This is a genomic window from Avibacterium volantium (assembly GCF_900635775.1).
In the GTDB taxonomy this organism is placed as follows: domain Bacteria; phylum Pseudomonadota; class Gammaproteobacteria; order Enterobacterales; family Pasteurellaceae; genus Avibacterium; species Avibacterium volantium.
The window spans coordinates 497,777-520,229 of sequence record NZ_LR134167.1 but is presented as its reverse complement, the minus strand read 5'-3'; the positions used below and the strand labels follow the sequence as shown (position 1 = coordinate 520,229).

The following is a 22,453-nucleotide window of genomic DNA, read 5'->3' as shown; positions in this document are numbered from 1 at the left end:
AACCAGATAACTTTATTAAAAATGTAAAAGTCTTGATCTACAAGGTGGTATAAATTAACTTATCCGTAAGATTACTGATAATAAAAAAGCCTGCTATATGCAGGCTTTTCAATATCAAAATTATATTATTCAGCTGATGAAGCTTCTTCAGCAACAGCTGGACGATCTACTAGCTCAATGTATGCCATTGGAGCATTATCACCAGCACGGAAACCACATTTTAAGATACGAGTATAACCACCCGCACGTTGTGCAAAACGTGGACCTAATTCATTGAATAATTTAGCAACAGTTTCAATGTTGCGGGTACGAGCAAAAGCTAAACGACGGTTTGCAACACTATCTTCTTTTGCTAATGTAATTAACGGCTCAACTACACGACGTAATTCTTTTGCTTTTGGCAATGTTGTCTTGATGATTTCATGACTAACTAATGCACTTGCTAAATTACGGAACAGCGCTTTACGATGGCTGCTATTACGGTTTAGTTGACGACCACTCTTACGATGGCGCATGATCTTATCCTTCTCAGAAAAATCTTAACCTAATGACCACTAATCTTCAGCAATACTTGCTGGTGGCCAATTTTCAAGGCGCATACCAAGTGATAAGCCACGAGAAGCCAGCACATCCTTAATTTCAGTAAGTGATTTCTTACCAAGATTAGGTGTTTTTAATAACTCAACTTCTGTACGTTGTACTAAATCACCGATATAGTGAATTGTTTCTGCTTTCAAACAGTTAGCAGAACGAACTGTCAACTCTAAGTCATCAACAGGACGTAAAAGAATCGGATCAAATTCCGGTTTTTCTTCCTTGACTTCAGGCTGACGAACATCTCGCAAATCAACGAATGCATCAAGTTGCTCTGCTAAAATTGTTGCTGCACGGCGAATCGCTTCTTCTGGATCAATAGTGCCATTTGTTTCTAGCTCAATAACTAACTTATCTAAGTCAGTACGCTGTTCTACACGCGTTGCTTCAACATTGTAAGCGATACGTTGAACCGGGCTATAACAAGCATCTACTAATAAACGACCAATAGGACGTTCTTCATCTTGAGAATGAACTCGAGCAGAAGCAGGAACATATCCTCTACCACGCTGTACACGAATACGCATATTGATTGATGCATTTTCATCGGTAAGATGGCAAATAACATGTTCAGGATTCACAATTTCAACATCTCCATCATGGGTGATGTCTGCTGCAACAACAGGGCCAATTCCAGATTTGCTTAGTGTCAGAAATACATTGTCTTTATTCTGTACTTTAACCGCTAGGCCTTTTAAGTTTAGAAGCACTTCAAGAATATCTTCTTGAACACCTTCTTTGCTACTATACTCATGCAATACCCCATCAATTTCCACTTCAGTTACAGCACAACCTGGCATTGAAGATAGAAGAATTCGGCGTAATGCATTACCTAGAGTATGGCCGAAACCACGCTCTAACGGTTCTAAGATCACTTTAGCGTGAGTAGAGCTAATTTGCTCAATATCAACTAAATGTGGTTTTAAAAATTCTGTAACAGAACCCTGCATTTTATCCTCTCTTTGCTACGAAGCTTTAACTATTATTTAGAGTAAAGCTCTACGATCAGATGTTCGTTAATGTCTGCTGATAAATCAGAACGTTCAGGAACACGTTTGAACACACCTTCCATTTTAGCAGCATCAATTTCTAACCAAGTTGGTTTTTCTCTTTGCTCTGCTAATTCTAATGATGCTTTAATACGAGCTTGTTTCTTGGATTTTTCACGAATAGCTACAACATCATTTACTGACACTTGGAAAGATGGAATGTTAACCACACGACCATTAACAACAACTGCTTTATGGCTCACTAATTGGCGAGCTTCTGCACGAGTTGCAGCAAAGCCCATGCGATAAACAACGTTATCCAATCGACCTTCTAGTAATACTAATAAATTTTCACCAGTATTACCTTTTAGACGGTTTGCCTCTTTATAGTAGTTACGGAATTGACGCTCTAAAATACCATAGATACGACGAACTTTTTGTTTTTCACGTAACTGACTACCATAGTCTGACAAACGAGGTTTACGAGCACCATGTTGACCTGGCGCTGTATCAATTTTACATTTTGAATCAATCGCGCGTACTCCTGACTTAAGGAATAAGTCAGTACCTTCACGACGGCTTAGCTTGAGTTTTGGACCCAAATATCTTGCCATTTTCTTTCTCCAACTATCCTAATACGTCTTATACACGACGTTTTTTCGGTGGACGACAACCGTTATGTGGAATCGGGGTAACATCAGTGATGTTTGTGATGCGGAAACCCGCTGCATTTAATGCACGGATTGTCGATTCACGACCAGGACCCGGTCCTTTTACCATAACTTCCAAGTTCTTTAAGCCAAATTCTTTGACCATTTCCGCACAACGCTCTGCTGCAACCTGTGCAGCAAACGGTGTTGATTTACGAGAACCACGGAAACCTGAACCACCAGCAGTAGCCCATGCTAGAGCATTACCTTGACGGTCAGTAATAGTAACGATTGTATTATTGAAAGATGCGTGAATGTGAGCAACGCCATCTACTACTTGTTTTTTTACACGTTTACGTGCACGAACTGGTGTTTTTGCCATTTAATTTACCCCGACTTATTTCTTGATCGGCTTACGTGGACCCTTACGGGTACGCGCATTAGTTTTAGTACGTTGACCACGCACCGGTAAGCTACGACGATGACGTAAACCACGATAACAACCTAAATCTAATAGGCGTTTAATGTTAAGTGTTACTTCACGACGTAAGTCACCTTCAACGGTAAATTTACCAACTTCGTCACGCAGTTTATCAATCTGCTCTTCAGACAATTCTCTGATCTTAACGTCTTCAGCAATTCCTGTTGCAGCACAAATAGCTTTTGCTCTAGTTTTGCCGATACCGTAAATTGATGTTAATGCAATTACAGTATGTTTTTGATCAGGAATGTTAATGCCTGCAATACGGGCCACTATGCACTCCTATTATTTTAACTAATTTGACATACTGATCTTGAAAAGCCCGTTTTCAGGATACTCAAACAGTATGTCAAGGACATAAATGAGCTGAGCATTATATATGCCCAGCTGGTTCTTTGCAAGAAAAATATGAATTAACCTTGACGTTGTTTATGTTTAGGGTCGCTGCATAATACACGAACAACACCTTCACGTTTAACAATTTTACAGTTACGACATAATTTCTTTACGGAAGCACGAACTTTCATTGCTTATCCCTTTTACTATATGAGCATTACTGCCCAAAACCTTTAAGGTTTGCTTTTTTCAACGCAGATTCATATTTTGTTGACATTAAATGACTTTGAACCTGAACGATGAAATCCATAATTACCACTACAACAATCAGCAAAGATGTGCCACCGAAATCGAATTGAACATTCCAAGCTGACGTCATAATATAAGGAACCAAACACACGAACGTAATATATAGACCGCCAATTAAAGTCAAACGGGTCATAATCTTATCAATATAACGTGATGTTTGTTCACCTGGTCTAATTCCGGGAATAAATGCACCAGATTTCTTCAAGTTTTCTGCTGTATCACGCGGATTGTACTGCATCGCCGTATAGAAGAAACTAAAGAAGATAATAGCTACTGCATAAACGATCAAATATAAAGGCTGACCTGGATGCAATAGCATTGATAAGTCAGTTAACCAATCTAAACTTGCCCCTTGTCCAAACCAAGATGTAATAGTGGCCGGAAACAAAATAATACTTGAAGCAAAGATAGCAGGAATTACACCAGCCATATTTACTTTAAGAGGTAAGTGAGTGGTATGACCGCCAAGAATTTGACGACCTTGCTGACGTTTTGCATATTCAACTTTAATTCTACGTTGTCCTCTCTCGACGAAGACAACAAAATAAGTTACAGCAAAAACAATAGCTGCGATGAGCAACAGAACTAATAAGTGCATTTGCCCTTGACGCGCTTGCTCAATTGTTACGCCAATTGCTGATGGTAAACCAGCAACAATACCTGCAAAAATAATCAAAGAAATACCATTCCCAATGCCTCGCTCGGTGATCTGCTCACCTAGCCACATTAAGAACATTGTACCTGTAACTAAACTAATCACAGCAGTAAAGTAAAAACCAAATCCTAAATTAGGCACTAATCCTGGCAACATATTAGGTAATCCAGTAGAAATACCGATTGCCTGAATCGTTGCAAGAACTAGCGTCGAATAACGAGTATATTTACTAATTTTTCGACGACCGGCTTCACCTTCTTTCTTTAATTCTGCTAAAGCAGGATGAACCGTTGTCAGTAGCTGGATAATAATTGATGCAGAAATATACGGCATAATACCCAATGCAAATACTGACGCTCGGCTCAAAGCACCACCAGAGAACATATTAAACATATCAATAATGGTGCCTTTTTGCTGCTCAAGTAATTGAGCTAAAACAGCTGCATCAATACCAGGAACCGGAATGAAAGAACCAATACGGAAAACAATAAGTGCACCGAGCACAAATAATAATCGACTTTTTAGTTCACTTGTACCGCTTTGAGTACTTCTACTTTGATAACCTGGTTGTTTAGCCATTTATTAATTATTCCTCAACTGAACCGCCAGCCGCTTCAATTGCTGCTTTAGCGCCTTTAGTTACGCGTAAACCACGAACAGTTACAGCGCCTTTTACTTCGCCTGAAAGAATAACTTTTGCAAATTGAATATCTTTAGTTAATACATTAGCCGCTTTTAAGGTATCTAATGTTACAACATTACCTTCAACTTTTGCTAAATCATTCAAACGAACTTCCGCAGTTACCGCTGATTTCATTGAGGTAAAACCGAATTTAGGTAAACGACGATATAAAGGCATTTGACCACCTTCGAACCCGCGACGAACACCGCCACCAGTACGAGATTTTTGACCTTTATGACCACGGCCACCTGTTTTACCTAAGCCAGAACCAATACCACGACCTAAGCGTTTTGCACTATGTTTAGCACCTTCAGCCGGAGATAGAGTATTTAAACGCATTCTCTTATTCCTCCACTTTAACCATATATGAAACTTGGTTAATCATCCCACGTACTGCAGGAGTATCGATTAACTCAACAGTATGGTGCATACGGCGAAGACCTAATCCACGCAAGGTAGCTTTATGCTTCGGTAAACGAGCGATAGAACTACGAACTTGAGTTACTTTAATAGTTTTAGCCATTGTCCATTACCCCAAAATTTCATCAACGGTTTTGCCACGTTTAGCAGCAACCATTTCTGGTGATTTCATATTTGCTAGTGCATCAATTGTTGCACGAACAACGTTAATTGGGTTAGTTGAACCGTATGCTTTAGAAAGAACGTTACGAACACCAGCAACTTCTAATACTGCACGCATTGCACCGCCTGCAATAATACCAGTACCCTCACTCGCAGGTTGCATAAATACGCGAGAACCTGTGTGAATACCTTTAATTGGGTGTTGTAAAGTGCCTTCATTCAAAGCCACAGTAATCATATTGCGACGAGCTTTCTCCATCGCTTTTTGGATCGCTGCCGGAACTTCGCGCGCTTTACCATAACCAAAACCAATACGACCATTACCATCGCCAACTACTGTCAATGCAGTAAAGCTCATGATACGACCACCTTTAACTGTTTTTGATACACGGTTTACCGCGATTAGCTTCTCTTGCAGTTCACCAGCTTGTTTTTCGATGTTTGCCATCTAAAATTACCTCTATTAGAACTGTAGACCAGCTTCACGGGCAGCGTCCGCTAAAGATTGGACACGACCATGATATTTAAAACCGGAACGGTCAAAAGCAACGTCTTTAACGCCTTTTGCTAATGCTCTTTCAGCAATAATTTTACCAACTACTGCTGCAGCATCTTTATTACCGGTATATTTCACTTGCTCACTAATTGCTTTTTCAACTGTAGAAGCAGCAGCAAGCACTTCTGAACCGTTTGGTGCAATCACTTGTGCATAAATATGACGAGGAGTACGGTGAACAACCAAACGAGTTGCACCTTGTTCACGCATCATATGACGAGCACGAGCTGCACGACGGATACGAGCTGATTTCTTATCCATAGTGTTACCTTAATTATTTCTTCTTAGCCTCTTTTGTACGTACAACTTCATCAGCATAACGTACACCTTTACCTTTATAAGGTTCAGGACGGCGATAAGCACGAATATCTGCTGCAACTTGACCGATTAATTGTTTGTCAGCACTTTTCAGAACGATTTCTGTTTGTGATGGACATTCAGCAGTTACGCCTGCAGGTAATGTATGCTCAACAGGGTGTGAAAAACCTAAACTTAATGCAACTACGTTGCCTTTCATCTGTGCTCTATAACCAACACCCACCAATTGTAACTTCTTAGTGAAGCCTTCAGTAACACCGATAACCATTGCATTAACTAATGCACGCGCTGTACCCGCTTGTGCGTCAGCACCAACTACCCCTGCACGAGGAGCAAAAGTTAATTCATTATTATCTTGTTTAACTTCAACTGAGTTATGAATAGTGCGAGATAACTCGCCATTTTTACCTTTAACTGTTAGTAGCTGTCCGTCAAGTTTTACCTCAACGCCGGCAGGAATACTAACAGGTGCTTTTGCAACACGAGACATTTTCCTACCTCTCTATTAAGCTACATAACAAATAACTTCACCGCCCAAACCCGCTTGGCGAGCTGCACGATCAGTCATTACACCTTTAGATGTAGAAATTACAGCCACACCTAACCCCCCCATAACTTTTGGTAATTCGTCTTTACGTTTATAAATACGAAGACCAGGACGGCTTACGCGTTGAATACTTTCTACAACTGGTTTCCCTTGGAAATATTTTAAAGTAATTTCCAATTCAGGCTTAGCGCCTTCTAAAACTTTAACGTTCTCAATATAACCTTCCGCAGCTAATACATTGGCAATTGCCACTTTTAGCTTGGATGAAGGCATATTGATCACAATTTTATTCGCAGCTTGACCATTACGAATACGGGTCAACATATCTGCGATTGGATCTTGCATACTCATTGTGCTTTTACTCCGATTCCAAAATAAAGTAGTAAATTACCAACTAGCTTTTTTAAGGCCAGGAATTTCGCCACGCATTGCTGCTTCACGAACTTTAATACGGCTTAATCCAAACTTACGTAAGAAACCGTGTGGACGGCCAGTTTGGTTGCAACGGTTACGTTGGCGGCTAGGGCTTGAATCACGTGGTAAAGATTGTAGCTTTAACACGGCTGCCCAACGATCTTCGTCTGACGCATTTACATCAGAGATGATTTTTTTCAATTCCATACGTTTTGCATAGAATTTCTCAGCGAGTTTTACGCGTTTTACATCGCGTGCTTTCATTGATTGTTTAGCCATTTGTAACCTGCCTTATTTACGGAATGGGAAATTAAAGGCAGCCAATAGTGCTTGACCTTCTTCATCGCTGTTAGCAGTCGTTGTGATAGTGATATCTAGGCCACGAACGCGATCTACTTTATCGTAGTCGATTTCTGGGAAGATAATTTGCTCACGCACACCCATACTGTAGTTACCACGACCATCAAATGACTTCGCGCTTAAACCGCGGAAGTCACGAATACGTGGAACAGCAATTGTAATTAAACGTTCAAAGAACTCCCACATACGCTCACCGCGTAGTGTTACTTTACAACCGATTGGATATCCCTGACGGATTTTAAAGCCTGCAACAGATTTGCGTGCTTTAGTAATTAAAGGTTTTTGACCAGTAATCGCTGCTAAATCCGCAACTGCGTTATCTAGCAATTTCTTATCGGTCAATGCTTCACCCACACCCATATTCAGGGTAATCTTTTCGATTCGTGGGACTTGCATGACAGACGAGTAGTTGAATTTCTCTTTTAATTCATTAACTACTTGATCTCTGTAGTAATCATGCAGTTTCGCCATCGCATTACTCCAGTTTTTGATTAAATAATTTCATTGTTAGATTTAAAGAAACGTACTTTTTTACCGTCTTCAAATCTAAAACCTACACGGTCAGCTTTGTTTGTTTTCGGGTTAAAAATTGCAACATTTGATGCATCAATTGGTGCTTCTTTTTTCACTAAACCACCTTCTTTCCCTAATGCAGGAACTGGTTTTTCGTGTTTAGTGATAATGTTGATACCTTCAACAACAACTTTACCGTTTGGTAACACTTTAGTTACCTTACCACGCTTGCCTTTGCTTTTACCAGCAAGAACAATCACTTCATCATTTTGACGAATTTTTGCAGCCATTTCTTACTCCTTATAGTACTTCTGGTGCCAAAGAAATGATCTTCATAAACTTCTCAGAACGAAGTTCACGAGTCACAGGTCCAAAAATACGAGTACCGATTGGTTGCTCTGTGTTATTGTTTAAAATTACACAAGCATTACCATCGAAGCGAATGACTGATCCATCTGGGCGACGAACACCCTTCTTGGTGCGCACAACAACTGCTTTTAATACATCACCTTTTTTAACTTTACCGCGTGGAATTGCTTCTTTCACAGTAATTTTGATGATATCACCAATAGCAGCGTAACGACGGTGCGATCCACCTAGAACCTTGATACACATTACACTGCGAGCGCCTGAGTTATCAGCAACGTCCAGCATAGTCTGTTCTTGGATCATCTTAGTACTCCGCTAAAATTAATAACACCCTTTCGGGACGAATCTATCCTTATAGGATAGGGAACGGATTCTACTATAAAAAATGCTATGAATGCAAGATAAAACTGACCTTCAAGTCCTATTTTTTCTAAAAAAGCTATTAAACTTATCAAACTAAAGTGCGGTGTAATTTTGTCAGATTTTTCTTATATATTTCCTAGCTTGTTTAATTTACTTCAGCTAATAACATAAATAGCCAAATTCGCCTACATTCTCTTATATATCTATGCTTATAGATATGGATTAATGCACCAATAATATCCCATCTAAACAAGTCAGTCGTTCCAGGGAAAATTCAAGCGACGATAATGCGATATTCAGCAAGCCAAAAAGCAAAAAATATAAATTAAGACAGACAAGATTAAATTAAGCAAAAAAAGACACCCCAAAATAAAACCCAAAATAGGAGATATAAAATAAAACAAATAAAAAAACGCCACGGAGTTTCCTCAATGGCGTTCTTCTCTCATTCAAAACCTGGCGGTGTCCTACTCTCACATGGGGATTCCCCACACTACCATCGGCGTTACAGCGTTTCACTTCTAAGTTCGGCATGGATTTAGGTGGGTCCACTGCACTAGCGCCGCCAAGATAATTCTTTCTATTCTTTACTTTATTTATCTTAGTCGATAACTTCGCTTATTTCTATTCCATTATCCGACTAAGTGTCTTTATTCTTACTCTTTCTTTCCAATCAAAAACAAGCCAAAACCCTTGAGCGTTGTATAGTTAAGCCTCTCGGGCAATTAGTACTGGTTAGCTCAACAGCTCACACCGCTTACACACCCAGCCTATCTACGTCGTAGTCTCCAACAACCCTTACAGTCTTATAGACTGGGAGAACTCATCTTAAGGCAAGTTTCGTGCTTAGATGCTTTCAGCACTTATCTCTTCCGCATTTAGCTACCCAGCTGTGCCTCTGGCGAGACAACTGGTACACCAGTGATGCGTCCACTCCGGTCCTCTCGTACTAGGAGCAGCCCCTCTCAATTCTCCAACGCCCACGGCAGATAGGGACCGAACTGTCTCACGACGTTCTAAACCCAGCTCGCGTACCACTTTAAATGGCGAACAGCCATACCCTTGGGACCTACTTCAGCCCCAGGATGTGATGAGCCGACATCGAGGTGCCAAACACCGCCGTCGATATGAACTCTTGGGCGGTATCAGCCTGTTATCCCCGGAGTACCTTTTATCCGTTGAGCGATGGCCCTTCCATTCAGAACCACCGGATCACTATGACCTGCTTTCGCACCTGCTCGACTTGTCTGTCTCGCAGTTAAGCTTGCTTATACCATTGCACTAACCTGACGATGTCCGACCGTCATTAGCAAACCTTCGTGCTCCTCCGTTACACTTTGGGAGGAGACCGCCCCAGTCAAACTACCCACCAGACACTGTCCGAACACCCGTTTCAGGCGCTTCGTTAGAACATCAAACGTTAAAGGGTGGTATTTCAACATCGACTCCACGATAACTGGCGTTACCGCTTCATAGTCTCCCACCTATCCTACACATCAAAATTCAAGGTTCAGTGTCAAGCTATAGTAAAGGTTCACGGGGTCTTTCCGTCTAGCCGCGGGTACACCGCATCTTCACGGCGATTTCAATTTCACTGAGTCTCGGGTGGAGACAGCCTGGCCATCATTATGCCATTCGTGCAGGTCGGAACTTACCCGACAAGGAATTTCGCTACCTTAGGACCGTTATAGTTACGGCCGCCGTTTACTGGGGCTTCGATCAGGAGCTTCTCTTTCGATTACACCATCAATTAACCTTCCAGCACCGGGCAGGCATCACACCCTATACGTCCACTTTCGTGTTTGCAGAGTGCTGTGTTTTTAATAAACAGTTGCAGCCAGCTGGTATCTTCGACTGGTTCATGCTCCATCCGTATAGAACTTCACACTACGCCAGCGCACCTTCTCCCGAAGTTACGGTGCTATTTTGCCTAGTTCCTTCACCCGAGTTCTCTCAAGCGCCTGAGTATTCTCTACCTGACCACCTGTGTCGGTTTTCAGTACGGTTTAGTAAAGCCTGAAGCTTAGTGGCTTTTCCTGGAAGTGTGGTATCAGTTACTTCAGCACCTTAGTGCCTCGTCATCATCTCTCAGTGTTAACGGTGAGCCGGATTTGCCTAACTCACCCACCTACCAACTTAAACGACCATTTCCAACAGGTCGATAACCTAACCTTCTCCGTCCCCACATCGCAGCTTTACCAAGTACGGGAATATTAACCCGTTTCCCATCGACTACGCTTTTCAGCCTCGCCTTAGGGGCCGACTCACCCTGCCCCGATTAACGTTGGACAGGAACCCTTGGTCTTCCGGCGAACGGGTTTTTCACCCATTTTATCGTTACTTATGTCAGCATTCGCACTTGTGATACGTCCAGCAATCCTCTCAAATCACCTTCTTCCGCTTACACAACGCTCCCCTACCCAACAGACGTATCACTAATATCCCTCTTCGATTTTCTCTCTACACTCAACGTGTTTTTCGCTTTACCCACTTGCTTCGCAAGTGGGTAATCGTTAAGGCGTATTAGTGATACGCCTGATGCCGCAGCTTCGGTACTATATTTTAGCCCCGTTACATCTTCCGCGCAGGCCGACTCGACTAGTGAGCTATTACGCTTTCTTTAAATGGTGGCTGCTTCTAAGCCAACATCCTAGCTGTCTAAGCCTTCCCACTTCGTTTCCCACTTAATATAGATTTTGGGACCTTAGCTGGCGGTCTGGGTTGTTTCCCTCTCCACGACGGACGTTAGCACCCGCCGTGTGTCTCCTGAGTATCACTCTTCGGTATTCGGAGTTTGCATCGGTTTGGTAACCCGGGATGGGCCCCTAGCCGAAACAGTGCTCTACCCCCAAAGGTGTCCGCTCAAGGCTCTACCTAAATAGATTTCGGGGAGAACCAGCTATCTCCCGGTTTGATTGGCCTTTCACCCCCAGCCACAAGTCATCCGCTAATTTTTCAACATTAGTCGGTTCGGTCCTCCAGTTAGTGTTACCCAACCTTCAACCTGCCCATGGCTAGATCACCGGGTTTCGGGTCTATACCTTGCAACTCAACGCCCAGTTAAGACTCGGTTTCCCTTCGGCTCCCTTATTCAGTTAACCTCGCTACAAAATATAAGTCGCTGACCCATTATACAAAAGGTACGCAGTCACCCCATCACTCAATCACACTGCTATTTTTGGGTTTGACTCGCTTTGCTCGTCTTACCCTGCACTTTAAAGTGCGGTGTTATTTTTGGTGCTTTTTGCCTCTTCCACCACTCAATGTGTTTGAGTGATGGGGCTCCCACTGCTTGTACGTACAGGGTTTCAGGTTCTATTTCACTCCCCTCACCGGGGTTCTTTTCGCCTTTCCTTCACAGTACTGGTTCACTATCGGTCAATCAGGAGTATTTAGCCTTGGAGGATGGTCCCCCCATCTTCAAACAGGATTCCTCGTGTCCCGCCCTACTTCTCGTAAGCTTAGTACCACACGCAATTTTTTAGATACGGGGCTATCACCCTGTGTCGCTTAGCTTCCCAGCTAATTCTCCTAAATCACATGCTATTACTTACTGGCTCCTCCGCTTTCGCTCGCCGCTACTCACAGAATCTCGGTTGATTTCTTTTCCTCGGGGTACTTAGATGTTTCAGTTCTCCCGGTTCGCCTTGTTTACCTATTTTATTCAGTAAACAATGATAGGTTCTTCACCTATCGGGTTTCCCCATTCGGACATCGTGGGTTAAACGCTTCTTATCAACTCACCCACGCTTTTCGCAGATTAGCACGTCCTTCATCGCCTCTGATTGCCAAGGCATCCGCCCTGTACGCTTTCTCACTTAACTATACAACCTCAAGGATTTTTCTCCCTGAAGTCTCTTCATTCTCGTTGAGAACGCTTACTTGCTTTTGTTCAAGTAAGTCTTTTTTACTCAGACTTCTTCAATTTAATAAGAAAATGGTTCTATCACTGTCACCACTTCCTCATTAGCTTGAAAGTCTCTTCAGTTTTCAGCTTGTTTTTACATTGTTAAAGAGCAAATTAGATATGACGCTTACGTCTTATCATTACTAAATTCTTTCTACTTCCCTTTCACTCTATTCCCTAAACTAGCTTTAGATATTTAAGTGAATTAAGGTAATTAATTTAAAAGAACTTACTAATGATTTGGTGGAGATAAGCGGGATCGAACCGCTGACCTCCTGCGTGCAAGGCAGGCGCTCTCCCAGCTGAGCTATATCCCCAATCATTCTCCGCATCACTTGAGTGGTGGGTCTGAGTGGACTTGAACCACCGACCTCACCCTTATCAGGGGTGCGCTCTAACCACCTGAGCTACAGACCCTCAAGGATTCGGGTTATTCTTCATTTGCTATTTATTGTCTAACAACCATCACGACAATCTGTGTGAGCACTCATCTTTCCTGTCTTTGTAAGGAGGTGATCCAACCGCAGGTTCCCCTACGGTTACCTTGTTACGACTTCACCCCAGTCATGAATCATACCGTGGTAAACGCCCCCCTTGCGGTTAAGCTATCTACTTCTGGTACAACCCACTCCCATGGTGTGACGGGCGGTGTGTACAAGGCCCGGGAACGTATTCACCGCGACATTCTGATTCGCGATTACTAGCGATTCCGACTTCATGGAGTCGAGTTGCAGACTCCAATCCGGACTTAGATGCACTTTCTGAGATTCGCTCACCCTCGCAGGCTCGCACCCCTCTGTATGCACCATTGTAGCACGTGTGTAGCCCTACTCGTAAGGGCCATGATGACTTGACGTCATCCCCACCTTCCTCCAGTTTATCACTGGCAGTCTCCTTTGAGTTCCCACCCGAAGTGCTGGCAACAAAGGATAAGGGTTGCGCTCGTTGCGGGACTTAACCCAACATTTCACAACACGAGCTGACGACAGCCATGCAGCACCTGTCTCTAAGCTCCCGAAGGCACTCCCGTATCTCTACAGGATTCTTAGGATGTCAAGAGTAGGTAAGGTTCTTCGCGTTGCATCGAATTAAACCACATGCTCCACCGCTTGTGCGGGCCCCCGTCAATTCATTTGAGTTTTAACCTTGCGGCCGTACTCCCCAGGCGGTCGATTTATCACGTTAGCTACGGGCACCAAGCCTAAAGCCCAATCCCCAAATCGACAGCGTTTACAGCGTGGACTACCAGGGTATCTAATCCTGTTTGCTCCCCACGCTTTCGCACATGAGCGTCAGTATCTCCCCAAGGGGCTGCCTTCGCCTTCGGTATTCCTCCACATCTCTACGCATTTCACCGCTACACGTGGAATTCTACCCCTCCCTAGAGTACTCTAGTAAACCAGTCTGAAATGCAATTCCCAAGTTAAGCTCGGGGATTTCACATCTCACTTAATTTACCGCCTGCGTGCCCTTTACGCCCAGTTATTCCGATTAACGCTCGCACCCTCCGTATTACCGCGGCTGCTGGCACGGAGTTAGCCGGTGCTTCTTCTGTGGCTAACGTCAAACAATAGTGCTATTAACACTACCGCCTTCCTCACCACCGAAAGAACTTTACAACCCGAAGGCCTTCTTCATTCACGCGGCATGGCTGCGTCAGGGTTCCCCCCATTGCGCAATATTCCCCACTGCTGCCTCCCGTAGGAGTCTGGGCCGTGTCTCAGTCCCAGTGTGGCTGGCCATCCTCTCAGACCAGCTAGAGATCGCAGGCTTGGTAGGCCTTTACCCCACCAACTACCTAATCCCACTTGGGCTCATCTTATGGCAGGTGGCAAAATCGTCCCACCCTTTAATCTTTCGATTCTATGCGGTATTAGCCATCGTTTCCAATGGTTATCCCCCTCCATAAGCCAGATTCCCAAGCATTACTCACCCGTCCGCCACTCGTCAGCGTCGAAAGCAAGCTTTCAACCCGTTACCGTTCGACTTGCATGTGTTAAGCCTGCCGCCAGCGTTCAATCTGAGCCATGATCAAACTCTTCAGTTTAATCTTTCTCAATTCGTACACTAACAAAGCTTCATTTTTTTTTATGAATTTCAGTTAAGCACTAATTGTTCTAAATCTTTTAAATTTTTCCAGAATCAACAAGTGCCCACACAGATTGTCTGATTGATTGTTAAAGAGCAAAAAACAACGACGCGATGTGTATTCTTTTAATTTCTACAACGTCGCGTCGTTGCGTGCGGCGTATTATAGGCTTCTGAAAAATCTTTGCAACCCCTTTTTGCAAAAAAATGGCAAAAAATGCGAAAAATCATTGCAACTGATTATTTTGAAATCACACCGCTGAGTTATCAAACAAAGTGCGGTGGAAAATTAGCAAAATTTTTACCGCACTTTATTATTTATTTCTTAAGTTTTTTATTAACGCTGGCAAGTCCGCCACACTATTTATCACGATGTCTGCAGATTTTTCACTTTCTTCGGTTACTGCTTTTCCTGTTCGCACCAAAACACAGGTTTTTACGCCAGCTCCTTTGCCAGCCTGCATATCTTCTTTTTTATCCCCCACCATAAAAGACTGCGCGGGATCGATATGTAATTCTTTAATCGCTTGCAATAACATTCCTGATTTTGGCTTGCGACAATCGCAATCTTCTTTATATTCACCTTTACCCTCTGGGTGATGAGGACAATAATAGATGCCATCAAAATCCACACCACGATCCGCCAGCGACCAATCCATCCACTCCGTGAGTTGTAGGAATTGTTGTTCTGAAAAATAACCGCGTGCAATGCCTGATTGATTCGTCACTAGCACCAATAAATAGCCCATCGCTTTTAACTGCTGCAAGGCTTCAATACTTCCTTCGATAAATTGGAAATCATCAATTTGATGTACATAGCCGTGATCGATATTGATCGTGCCATCTCGATCTAGAAAAATTGCTTTATTCACATTTTGATCCTTGTTTATCTTTATCTTGCTATTTCGCTCAATTATGACTTAATTTTGTTCTAACTAATAGCTGAACATTCTAAAAATGTTGTGAATAAATATTGACATAGCAATCTAGACGTCTAAAATACGGAAAAACTTAAATTTAAGCATATTAGAAAGGGCTTATATGATTAAGCTAGAAAACCTTAGTAAAATTTTTGACATTGCGGATAAAAAAATCACCGCACTTGATAATGTCAATCTTCACGTTCCTAAAGGGCAAATTTGTGGCGTGATTGGCGCATCTGGCGCAGGGAAAAGCACGCTTATCCGTTGTGTGAACTTGTTGGAACGCCCAACTTCTGGTTCGGTGATGGTGAATGGTAAAGAATTAACCCATTTATCCGACAACCAACTCATTCAAGAACGCCGTAATATTGGAATGATTTTCCAGCATTTCAATTTGCTCAGTTCGCGCACCGTTTATGGCAATATCGCGTTACCGTTGGAATTAGCCGGTGAAAGTAAAGCCCACATCAAACAAAAAGTAGAACAACTGCTTTCCTTAGTGGGATTAAGTGAAAAGCGCGATGTTTACCCTGCCAACCTTTCAGGTGGGCAAAAGCAACGTGTTGCGATTGCGCGTGCATTAGCAAGTGATCCAAAGGTGCTACTGTGCGATGAAGCAACCAGTGCGTTAGATCCAGCTACCACGCAAGCAATTTTAAAATTATTAAAAGAAATCAACCGCACTTTAGGTATCACTATTTTGTTAATCACGCACGAAATGGACGTGGTAAAACGCATTTGCGATCAAGTGGCGGTAATTGATAAAGGGCGTTTAGTGGAACAAGGCTCGGTAAGTGAAATTTTCTCTAATCCTAAAACCGAGCTGGCGCAGCAATTTATTAGCTCAACATTCCACATTAACTTGCCTGAAGAATATTTGGAAAAATTATCGCCAACCCCAAAACACCCAAATGCTTGGCCGATCATTAAATTTGAGTTTACTGGCCGTTCAGTGGACGCCCCTTTACTTTCACAAGCCTCTAAACGTTTTGGGGTGGATTTAAGTATTTTAACCTCGCAAATTGATTATGCGGGTGGCGTGAAATTTGGTTTTACCATCGCAGAAGTGGAAGGCAACGAAGATGCCATTACACAAGCTAAGATTTATTTAATGGAAAATAATGTTCGTGTAGAGGTATTAGGTTATGTGGACTGAATTTAGTGCGGAATTTTCCCGTCAGCTTACCCCACAAGTGTGGCAACTTATCGCCAATAGCTCATTTGAGACCGTTTATATGAGCCTTGTAGCAACCTTTTTTGCCGTGCTATTTGGCTTGCCACTGGGCATTATCACCTTCTTAACCAAAGAAGGACAAACCCTAAATAATAAAAAATTGAACCGCACTTTAGAAGTGATTATTAACGTTGGGCGTTCTATTCCTTTCATTATTTTGCTCTTCGATTTAATGCCAGTAACGCGTTTCTTAGTCGGCACAACCTTAGGTACAACGGCGGCCATCATTCCGTTAAGTGTTGCCGCATTGCCATTTTACGCACGTTTAACGGTAAACGCCTTGGGCGATATTCCAACGGGTTTAACGGAAACCGCCAAAGCAATGGGAACAAACGTTTGGCAGTTGGTAACACGCTTTTATTTACCTGAAGCCTTGCCAATTCTGATTAAAGCAATGACGCTCACCTTAGTCACGCTGATTGGTTATTCCGCAATGGCAGGCGCGGTAGGCGGCGGCGGTTTAGGTAACACCGCAATTTCATTCGGCTTACACCGTAATATGCCTTATGTACTTTGGGTTTCCACCATTATCATCGTACTTATCGTGATGTTATGCGAAAAATACGGTAACAAATTAGCGGATCATTTCGATCATCGTTAATCTCAACATCAACTTAACTCAGTAAAAAGGAAAGTAAAATGAACTTTAAAAAATTATTCACTGTTGCAGCACTTTCATCAGTTTTAGCGCTAACGGCTTGTAAAGATGACAAAAAAACCGAAACTGCCGCAGCACAACCTGCTGCACAAAAAATTAAAGTAGGCGTAATGTCTGGCCCTGAGCATCAAGTGGCTGAAATTGCGGCGAAAGTAGCAAAAGAAAAATATGGCTTAGATGTGGAATTCGTTGAATTTAATGAATATTCATTACCAAACCCTGCGGTAAGTAACGGTGATTTAGATCTTAACGCAATGCAACACAAACCTTATCTTGATAAAGATTCACAAGAACACGGCTACAAAAATCTTGTGATTGTGGGCAACACTTTCGTGTATCCATTAGCGGGTTATTCGAAAAAAATTAAAAATGTAAGCGAGTTAAAAGATGGCGCGATCATCGCAGTGCCAAATGATCCAAGTAACCTTGCGCGCGCATTAATTTTATTAGAAAAGCAAGGCTTAATTAAATTAAAAGATAACACTAACCTATTCGCAACCTCTTTAGACATCGTAGAAAATCCGAAAAATCTCCAAATTAAAGAGGTGGATACGTCAGTGGCAGCACGTGCATTAGATGATGTAGATTTAGCCGTGGTGAACAACACTTATGCGGGTCAAGTAGGCTTAAATACTGAAGAAAACGGTGTGTTTGTGGAAGATAAGGATTCTCCTTATGTAAACATTATCGTTGCGCGTGAAGACAACAAAGACAGCGATGCCGTGAAAAACTTCGTGAAAGCTTACCAAACCGATGAAGTGTATCAAGAAGCGGTAAAACACTTCAAAGACGGCGTGGTTAAAGGCTGGTAATCGCTTCCTTCTTTTATGCAATTTTAAACCATCGCCCCTGAGGATTCAGGGGCGTTATTTTTTCTGCGGATTTGGTATTTTCTCAGTAAAAAACCACCGCACTTTTCTTGTTGATTTGCTCAATCAATCCTATAATAGCGTCCCTATTTTCACTATATTATTCTATCTATGGATCTCGCAATTTATATTCAATTTTTTGTCAGTCTTATTGCCTTGGTAAACCCAATTGGGGTTATTCCAATTTTTTATTCAATGACGACCGACCAAACACCCGCTCAACAAAATCGAACAGGGCTGATTACTTGTTTTTCTGTTTCTGTAATTTTGTTGGTTAGCTTCTTCTTTGGCAATCTGATTTTAGAAGCCTTTCATATTTCCATTAACTCTTTCCGCATTGCGGGAGGGATCTTGGTGGCAATGATCGCACTCACAATGATTAACGGTAAAATCGGTGATCATAAAATCAATAAAGAAGAAAAAGCGGAAAACTTTGACGATTACAACAACATCGCCGTTGTGCCATTGGCAATGCCAATTATGGCGGGCCCTGGCTCAATCAGCGCAACCATCGTGTTTGGCTCAAATCAAACTACTGTAATGGATTATGTTTATACATCACTCACCATCGCATTATTTGGCTTGTGTTGTTACATTTTATTGCGCTATTCTGAACCGCTAGTTAAGAAATTAGGCAAAACTGGCTCAAACGTTATCACCCGTATTATGGGTTTAATTTTGATGTCGCTAGGTGTTGAAATTATTGTAGAAGGAATTAAAAACCTTCATCTTTTCTAATTCATTTCTTAAAGTGCGGTGCTTTTTTTAGAAATTTTTCACAAATCACCGCGATTTTTTGATAATCATCAAATCTCGCATAAAAAATAATTTTTTTATAAAAAAATATTTGCAATATTCCCCCTTTTTGTTGCATAGTAATTCCCAAGCCAGTTTCTGAGGCTTATCTAAAGGCTGCAACGCCAGACTTTAGCCATTCTAATAATAAATTTATCAACATCATACACATATAAAGGAAGTAAACTATGTCACAAGTTAGCTCATTAGAAGAATTTTTAGCCAAAGTTGAACAACGTGATGGACACCAGCCAGAGTTTTTACAAGCGGTGCGTGAAGTATTCACTTCAATTTGGCCATTCTTAGAGAAAAATCCACAATATCGTTCGCAAGCGCTTTTGGAGCGTCTTGTTGAGCCAGAGCGTTTAATCCAATTCCGTGTAGCGTGGACTGATGACAAAGGACAAGTGCAAGTAAACCGTGCTTTCCGCGTACAATTCAACAGCGCGATCGGGCCATTTAAAGGCGGAATGCGTTTCCACCCATCGGTAAACCAATCTATCTTAAAATTCTTAGGGTTTGAACAAATCTTCAAAAACGCATTAACTACATTGCCAATGGGCGGCGGTAAAGGGGGTTCAGACTTTGATCCTAAAGGCAAATCTGACGGCGAAGTAATGCGTTTCTGCCAAGCATTAATTGCTGAACTTTATCGCCACATTGGCCCAGACACAGACGTGCCAGCAGGCGACATCGGTGTTGGTGGCCGTGAAGTGGGCTACCTTGCAGGTATGATGAAAAAATTATCAAACCAAGCAGGTTGCGTGTTCACAGGGCGTGGACTGTCATTCGGTGGTAGCTTAATTCGCCCAGAAGCAACAGGTTACGGCTTAGTTTATTTCGCACAAGCAATGCTTGAAGAAAAAAATCAATCATTCCAAGGCAAAACCGTTGTGGTTTCAGGTTCAGGTAACGTAGCGCAATATGCCATTGAAAAAGCCTTACAGCTTGGTGCGAAAGTGGTTACTTGTTCTGACAGCTCTGGTTATGTTTATGATGAAGCGGGCTTCACAGCAGAAAAATTAGCTGCGTTAATGGAAATCAAAAACGTACAACGTGGACGCGTGAAAGATTACGCAGAAAAATTCGGCTTACAATATGTTGCTGGCGAGCGTCCTTGGAGCGTGAAAGCAGACATCGCGCTACCTTGCGCAACGCAAAACGAGTTAGACCTTGCTGATGCACAAAAATTAATCGCCCACGGCGTACAACTTGTGGCAGAGGGCGCAAATATGCCAACCACTATCGAAGCAACAGATGCCCTACTTGAAGCTGGCGTATTATTCGGCCCAGGTAAAGCCGCAAACGCAGGTGGCGTGGCAACATCTGGTTTAGAAATGGCGCAAAGCTCACAACGTCTATACTGGACAGCGGAAGAAGTGGACGCAAAATTAAAACAAATTATGCTCGACATTCACGCAAACTGTAAAAAATACGGTACGGTGGAAGGCCAAGCGAACATCAATTATGTAACAGGTGCAAACATCGCAGGCTTCGTAAAAGTTGCAGATGCAATGTTAGCACAAGGCGTTTACTAATCCTTAAAGGGCAAAACACATTATGGACTAAGCAAGCAGAGCGAAAGGACATTAATGTGCTTATTCAAGCAAAGGGAGGTAAAACCTCCCTTTCTTTTTACTCGTAAAAAATTCATAAAAAAACCACCGCACTTTCGTTGCGGTGGTTTTTCTTTTTTGTGTTTTAACTTATCCCAAAAAATACTTATACGCTTGGCTGTTGGTAACGTCTTGATAAGTATAGGCTAATTCTTCCAAATGGGCGTTGAAGCGAATTTCATCGTTTTCATCTAATTGGAAGCCTGCAAGCACATTGCCGTAGTCTGCGCCGTGGGCGCGGTAGTGGAACAGTGAGATGTTCCAGTGCGTGCCGAGCATTTCAAGGAATTTAAGTAACGCACCTTTTTGTTCTGGAAACTCAAAGCTGTATAAGCGTTCTTTCGCCTTGCTTGATGAGCGTCCGCCAATCATATAACGAATGTGCGTTTTCGCCACATCATCATCAGACAGATCCATCACGGAATAGCCGTGCTGTTGCAACTGCGCGATGATTTCATTTTTTTCATCTTCACCACGAATTCTCACCCCGACAAAAATACAGGCTTGGGCTTGATCCGCATAGCGGTAGTTAAATTCCGTAACGGCACGATCGCCAAGCAAATGGCAAAAACGCAAGAAGCTGCCTTTTTCTTCAGGAATGGTTACCGCAAGCATTGCTTCGTGTTTTTCACCAATTTCGCAACGCTCAGACACATAACGTAGCGTATGGAAATTCAGGTTGGCGCCCGATAAAATATTCACCAAGGTTTCCCCTTGAATATTATTTTCTTTGACGTATTTTTTTAGCCCTGCCAGCGATACCGCCCCTGACGGCTCTGCAATTGCGCGTACGTTTTCAAAAATATCTTTCATTGCGGCACAAATTTCATCGCCGTCCACCAGCACCACATCATCAAGGTATTGCTGGCATAAACGGAAGGTTTCATCGCCAATGCGTTTTACTGCCACGCCATCGGCAAATAAACCCACTCGCTCTAAATCCACAGGTTGCCCCGCTTTTAAGGCGTGATACAGGCAAGCTGAATCTTTGCTTTCCACGCCGATTACTTTAATTTCTGGCATTAATTGTTTGATTAGCACGGCTACCCCTGCGGCTAAGCCTCCCCCGCCCACTGGCACAAAAACGCGGTCGATATTGGACGATTGTTGTAACAATTCGAGCGCCAATGTCCCTTGCCCTGCGATCACTAAAGGGTGATCGAAAGGGGGAATAAACGTCATATTTTTACTTTTAGAAAGTTCAATCGCCTTGCCTTTGGCTTCATCAAAGTTTGCACCGTAAAGTAGCACTTCGCCCCCGAAACGGCGCACCGCATCTACTTTAATGCTCGGTGTATTCTGTGGCATCACAATTAATGCTTTTAAGCCCAGTAATTTCGCGGATAGCGCCACGCCCTGCGCGTGGTTGCCCGCTGAGGCCGCAATCACGCCAGCTTGACGTTGTTCATCATTTAAGGCCGCGATCATTGCATAAGCACCACGCAATTTAAAGCTATGCACAGGTTGGCGATCTTCACGCTTAATTAAAACCTGATTGTGCAGCCGCGTGGAAAGTTTATCCATCGGTTGCAAAGGGGTTGTTTGCGCGGCTTGATACACCACAGATCCCAGTTTCAAAATGGTTTTTAAATAATCGTCCCCGCTTGGGGTTGGATTGTTAAATGCAAGGGTTGTCATTTTATTA

The 22,453-nt window shown here is 42.7% G+C and carries 24 protein-coding genes, 2 tRNA genes and 3 rRNA genes; 5 read left to right on the top strand and 24 right to left on the bottom strand.

Annotation, left to right across the window (positions count from 1 at the left end; translation table 11 throughout):
- Positions 1-125: 125 nt before the first annotated feature.
- From rplQ to gmhB, 23 genes are all read right to left on the bottom strand, one after another.
- Positions 126-515, bottom strand: coding sequence for a 50S ribosomal protein L17 (gene rplQ, locus ELZ61_RS02550; protein WP_103854517.1), 390 nt, complete (start codon positions 513-515; stop codon positions 126-128).
- A gap of 39 nt (positions 516-554) precedes the next feature.
- Entirely contained in the window at positions 555-1,544 is a 990-nt protein-coding gene (locus ELZ61_RS02545) for a DNA-directed RNA polymerase subunit alpha (RefSeq protein WP_126371196.1), read from the bottom strand.
- A 32-nt stretch (positions 1,545-1,576) separates the two neighbouring features.
- Positions 1,577-2,197 carry a 30S ribosomal protein S4 gene (gene rpsD / locus ELZ61_RS02540; RefSeq protein WP_103854519.1) on the bottom strand — a complete coding sequence of 207 codons (621 nt, stop codon included), beginning with the start codon at positions 2,195-2,197 and terminating at the stop codon, positions 1,577-1,579.
- 28 nt (positions 2,198-2,225) lie between these two features.
- Positions 2,226-2,615, bottom strand: coding sequence for a 30S ribosomal protein S11 (rpsK, locus tag ELZ61_RS02535; protein ID WP_012072238.1), 390 nt, complete (start codon positions 2,613-2,615; stop codon positions 2,226-2,228).
- 15 nt (positions 2,616-2,630) lie between these two features.
- The gene (gene rpsM, locus ELZ61_RS02530; RefSeq protein WP_017805524.1) at positions 2,631-2,987 is read right to left on the bottom strand and encodes a 30S ribosomal protein S13; all 357 of its coding nucleotides are present in this window, start codon (positions 2,985-2,987) and stop codon (positions 2,631-2,633) included.
- Between the two features lie 140 nt (positions 2,988-3,127).
- Complete coding sequence (rpmJ, locus tag ELZ61_RS02525) at positions 3,128-3,241, bottom strand: 50S ribosomal protein L36 (protein ID WP_005548767.1); 114 nt, start codon at positions 3,239-3,241, stop codon at positions 3,128-3,130.
- Between the two features lie 26 nt (positions 3,242-3,267).
- Entirely contained in the window at positions 3,268-4,593 is a 1,326-nt protein-coding gene (gene secY, locus ELZ61_RS02520) for a preprotein translocase subunit SecY (protein ID WP_126371194.1), read from the bottom strand.
- 7 nt (positions 4,594-4,600) lie between these two features.
- Positions 4,601-5,035 (bottom strand): 50S ribosomal protein L15, encoded by a 435-nt coding sequence (gene rplO / locus ELZ61_RS02515; protein WP_103855458.1) that lies wholly within the window; start codon positions 5,033-5,035, stop codon positions 4,601-4,603.
- Positions 5,036-5,039: 4 nt separating this feature from the next.
- Positions 5,040-5,219, bottom strand: coding sequence for a 50S ribosomal protein L30 (rpmD, locus tag ELZ61_RS02510; RefSeq protein ID WP_103854522.1), 180 nt, complete (start codon positions 5,217-5,219; stop codon positions 5,040-5,042).
- 6 nt (positions 5,220-5,225) lie between these two features.
- A complete protein-coding gene (gene rpsE, locus ELZ61_RS02505) occupies positions 5,226-5,726 on the bottom strand; it encodes a 30S ribosomal protein S5 (RefSeq protein ID WP_126371192.1) in 501 nt (166 codons plus the stop codon).
- 15 nt (positions 5,727-5,741) lie between these two features.
- The gene (gene rplR, locus ELZ61_RS02500; protein WP_046098797.1) at positions 5,742-6,095 is read right to left on the bottom strand and encodes a 50S ribosomal protein L18; all 354 of its coding nucleotides are present in this window, start codon (positions 6,093-6,095) and stop codon (positions 5,742-5,744) included.
- Positions 6,096-6,108: 13 nt separating this feature from the next.
- Entirely contained in the window at positions 6,109-6,642 is a 534-nt protein-coding gene (gene rplF / locus ELZ61_RS02495) for a 50S ribosomal protein L6 (protein WP_046098796.1), read from the bottom strand.
- Between the two features lie 15 nt (positions 6,643-6,657).
- Positions 6,658-7,050, bottom strand: coding sequence for a 30S ribosomal protein S8 (gene rpsH, locus ELZ61_RS02490; protein WP_103854525.1), 393 nt, complete (start codon positions 7,048-7,050; stop codon positions 6,658-6,660).
- 36 nt (positions 7,051-7,086) lie between these two features.
- On the bottom strand, positions 7,087-7,392 hold the full coding sequence (rpsN, locus tag ELZ61_RS02485) for a 30S ribosomal protein S14 (RefSeq protein ID WP_103854526.1): 306 nt from the start codon (positions 7,390-7,392) through the stop codon (positions 7,087-7,089).
- A 12-nt stretch (positions 7,393-7,404) separates the two neighbouring features.
- Positions 7,405-7,944, bottom strand: a complete 540-nt coding sequence (gene rplE / locus ELZ61_RS02480; RefSeq protein ID WP_103854527.1) for a 50S ribosomal protein L5 — start codon at positions 7,942-7,944, stop codon at positions 7,405-7,407.
- A 20-nt stretch (positions 7,945-7,964) separates the two neighbouring features.
- Positions 7,965-8,276: a 50S ribosomal protein L24 gene (gene rplX / locus ELZ61_RS02475; RefSeq protein WP_103855457.1), complete on the bottom strand. Its 312-nt coding sequence runs from the start codon at positions 8,274-8,276 to the stop codon at positions 7,965-7,967.
- 10 nt (positions 8,277-8,286) lie between these two features.
- The gene (gene rplN, locus ELZ61_RS02470; protein ID WP_005548786.1) at positions 8,287-8,658 is read right to left on the bottom strand and encodes a 50S ribosomal protein L14; all 372 of its coding nucleotides are present in this window, start codon (positions 8,656-8,658) and stop codon (positions 8,287-8,289) included.
- A 514-nt stretch (positions 8,659-9,172) separates the two neighbouring features.
- Positions 9,173-9,288: ribosomal RNA gene (rrf, locus tag ELZ61_RS02465) — 5S ribosomal RNA — on the bottom strand.
- A 134-nt stretch (positions 9,289-9,422) separates the two neighbouring features.
- Positions 9,423-12,542 (bottom strand): 23S ribosomal RNA (locus ELZ61_RS02460).
- A gap of 324 nt (positions 12,543-12,866) precedes the next feature.
- Positions 12,867-12,942: transfer RNA gene (locus tag ELZ61_RS02455), tRNA-Ala, on the bottom strand.
- 23 nt (positions 12,943-12,965) lie between these two features.
- Positions 12,966-13,042: transfer RNA gene (locus ELZ61_RS02450), tRNA-Ile, on the bottom strand.
- An 88-nt stretch (positions 13,043-13,130) separates the two neighbouring features.
- Positions 13,131-14,672 (bottom strand): 16S ribosomal RNA (locus ELZ61_RS02445).
- Together the 16S, 23S and 5S rRNA genes with 2 tRNA genes alongside form the textbook arrangement of a ribosomal RNA operon.
- Before the next feature lie 355 nt (positions 14,673-15,027).
- Positions 15,028-15,585 carry a D-glycero-beta-D-manno-heptose 1,7-bisphosphate 7-phosphatase gene (gene gmhB, locus ELZ61_RS02440; protein ID WP_126371190.1) on the bottom strand — a complete coding sequence of 186 codons (558 nt, stop codon included), beginning with the start codon at positions 15,583-15,585 and terminating at the stop codon, positions 15,028-15,030.
- A gap of 169 nt (positions 15,586-15,754) precedes the next feature.
- Between gmhB and metN the strand changes: the two genes are divergently transcribed.
- The 5 genes from metN to gdhA all read left to right on the top strand — a co-directional run bounded on the left by metN (position 15,755) and on the right by gdhA (position 20,730).
- On the top strand, positions 15,755-16,792 hold the full coding sequence (gene metN / locus ELZ61_RS02435; protein WP_126371188.1) for a methionine ABC transporter ATP-binding protein MetN: 1,038 nt from the start codon (positions 15,755-15,757) through the stop codon (positions 16,790-16,792).
- Positions 16,782-17,471, top strand: coding sequence for a methionine ABC transporter permease (locus tag ELZ61_RS02430; RefSeq protein ID WP_103854440.1), 690 nt, complete (start codon positions 16,782-16,784; stop codon positions 17,469-17,471). The genes metN and ELZ61_RS02430 overlap by 11 nt, the downstream gene beginning before the upstream one ends.
- A 38-nt stretch (positions 17,472-17,509) precedes the next feature.
- Entirely contained in the window at positions 17,510-18,340 is an 831-nt protein-coding gene (locus ELZ61_RS02425; RefSeq protein ID WP_126371186.1) for a MetQ/NlpA family lipoprotein, read from the top strand.
- 168 nt (positions 18,341-18,508) lie between these two features.
- Positions 18,509-19,135 (top strand): YchE family NAAT transporter, encoded by a 627-nt coding sequence (locus ELZ61_RS02420; RefSeq protein WP_126371184.1) that lies wholly within the window; start codon positions 18,509-18,511, stop codon positions 19,133-19,135.
- A gap of 245 nt (positions 19,136-19,380) precedes the next feature.
- Positions 19,381-20,730, top strand: a complete 1,350-nt coding sequence (gene gdhA / locus ELZ61_RS02415) for an NADP-specific glutamate dehydrogenase (RefSeq protein WP_126371182.1) — start codon at positions 19,381-19,383, stop codon at positions 20,728-20,730.
- A 168-nt stretch (positions 20,731-20,898) separates the two neighbouring features.
- On the opposite strand, the gene ilvA is transcribed toward gdhA, so the two are convergent.
- Entirely contained in the window at positions 20,899-22,446 is a 1,548-nt protein-coding gene (ilvA, locus tag ELZ61_RS02410; protein ID WP_126371180.1) for a threonine ammonia-lyase, biosynthetic, read from the bottom strand.
- Positions 22,447-22,453: the final 7 nt, after the last annotated feature.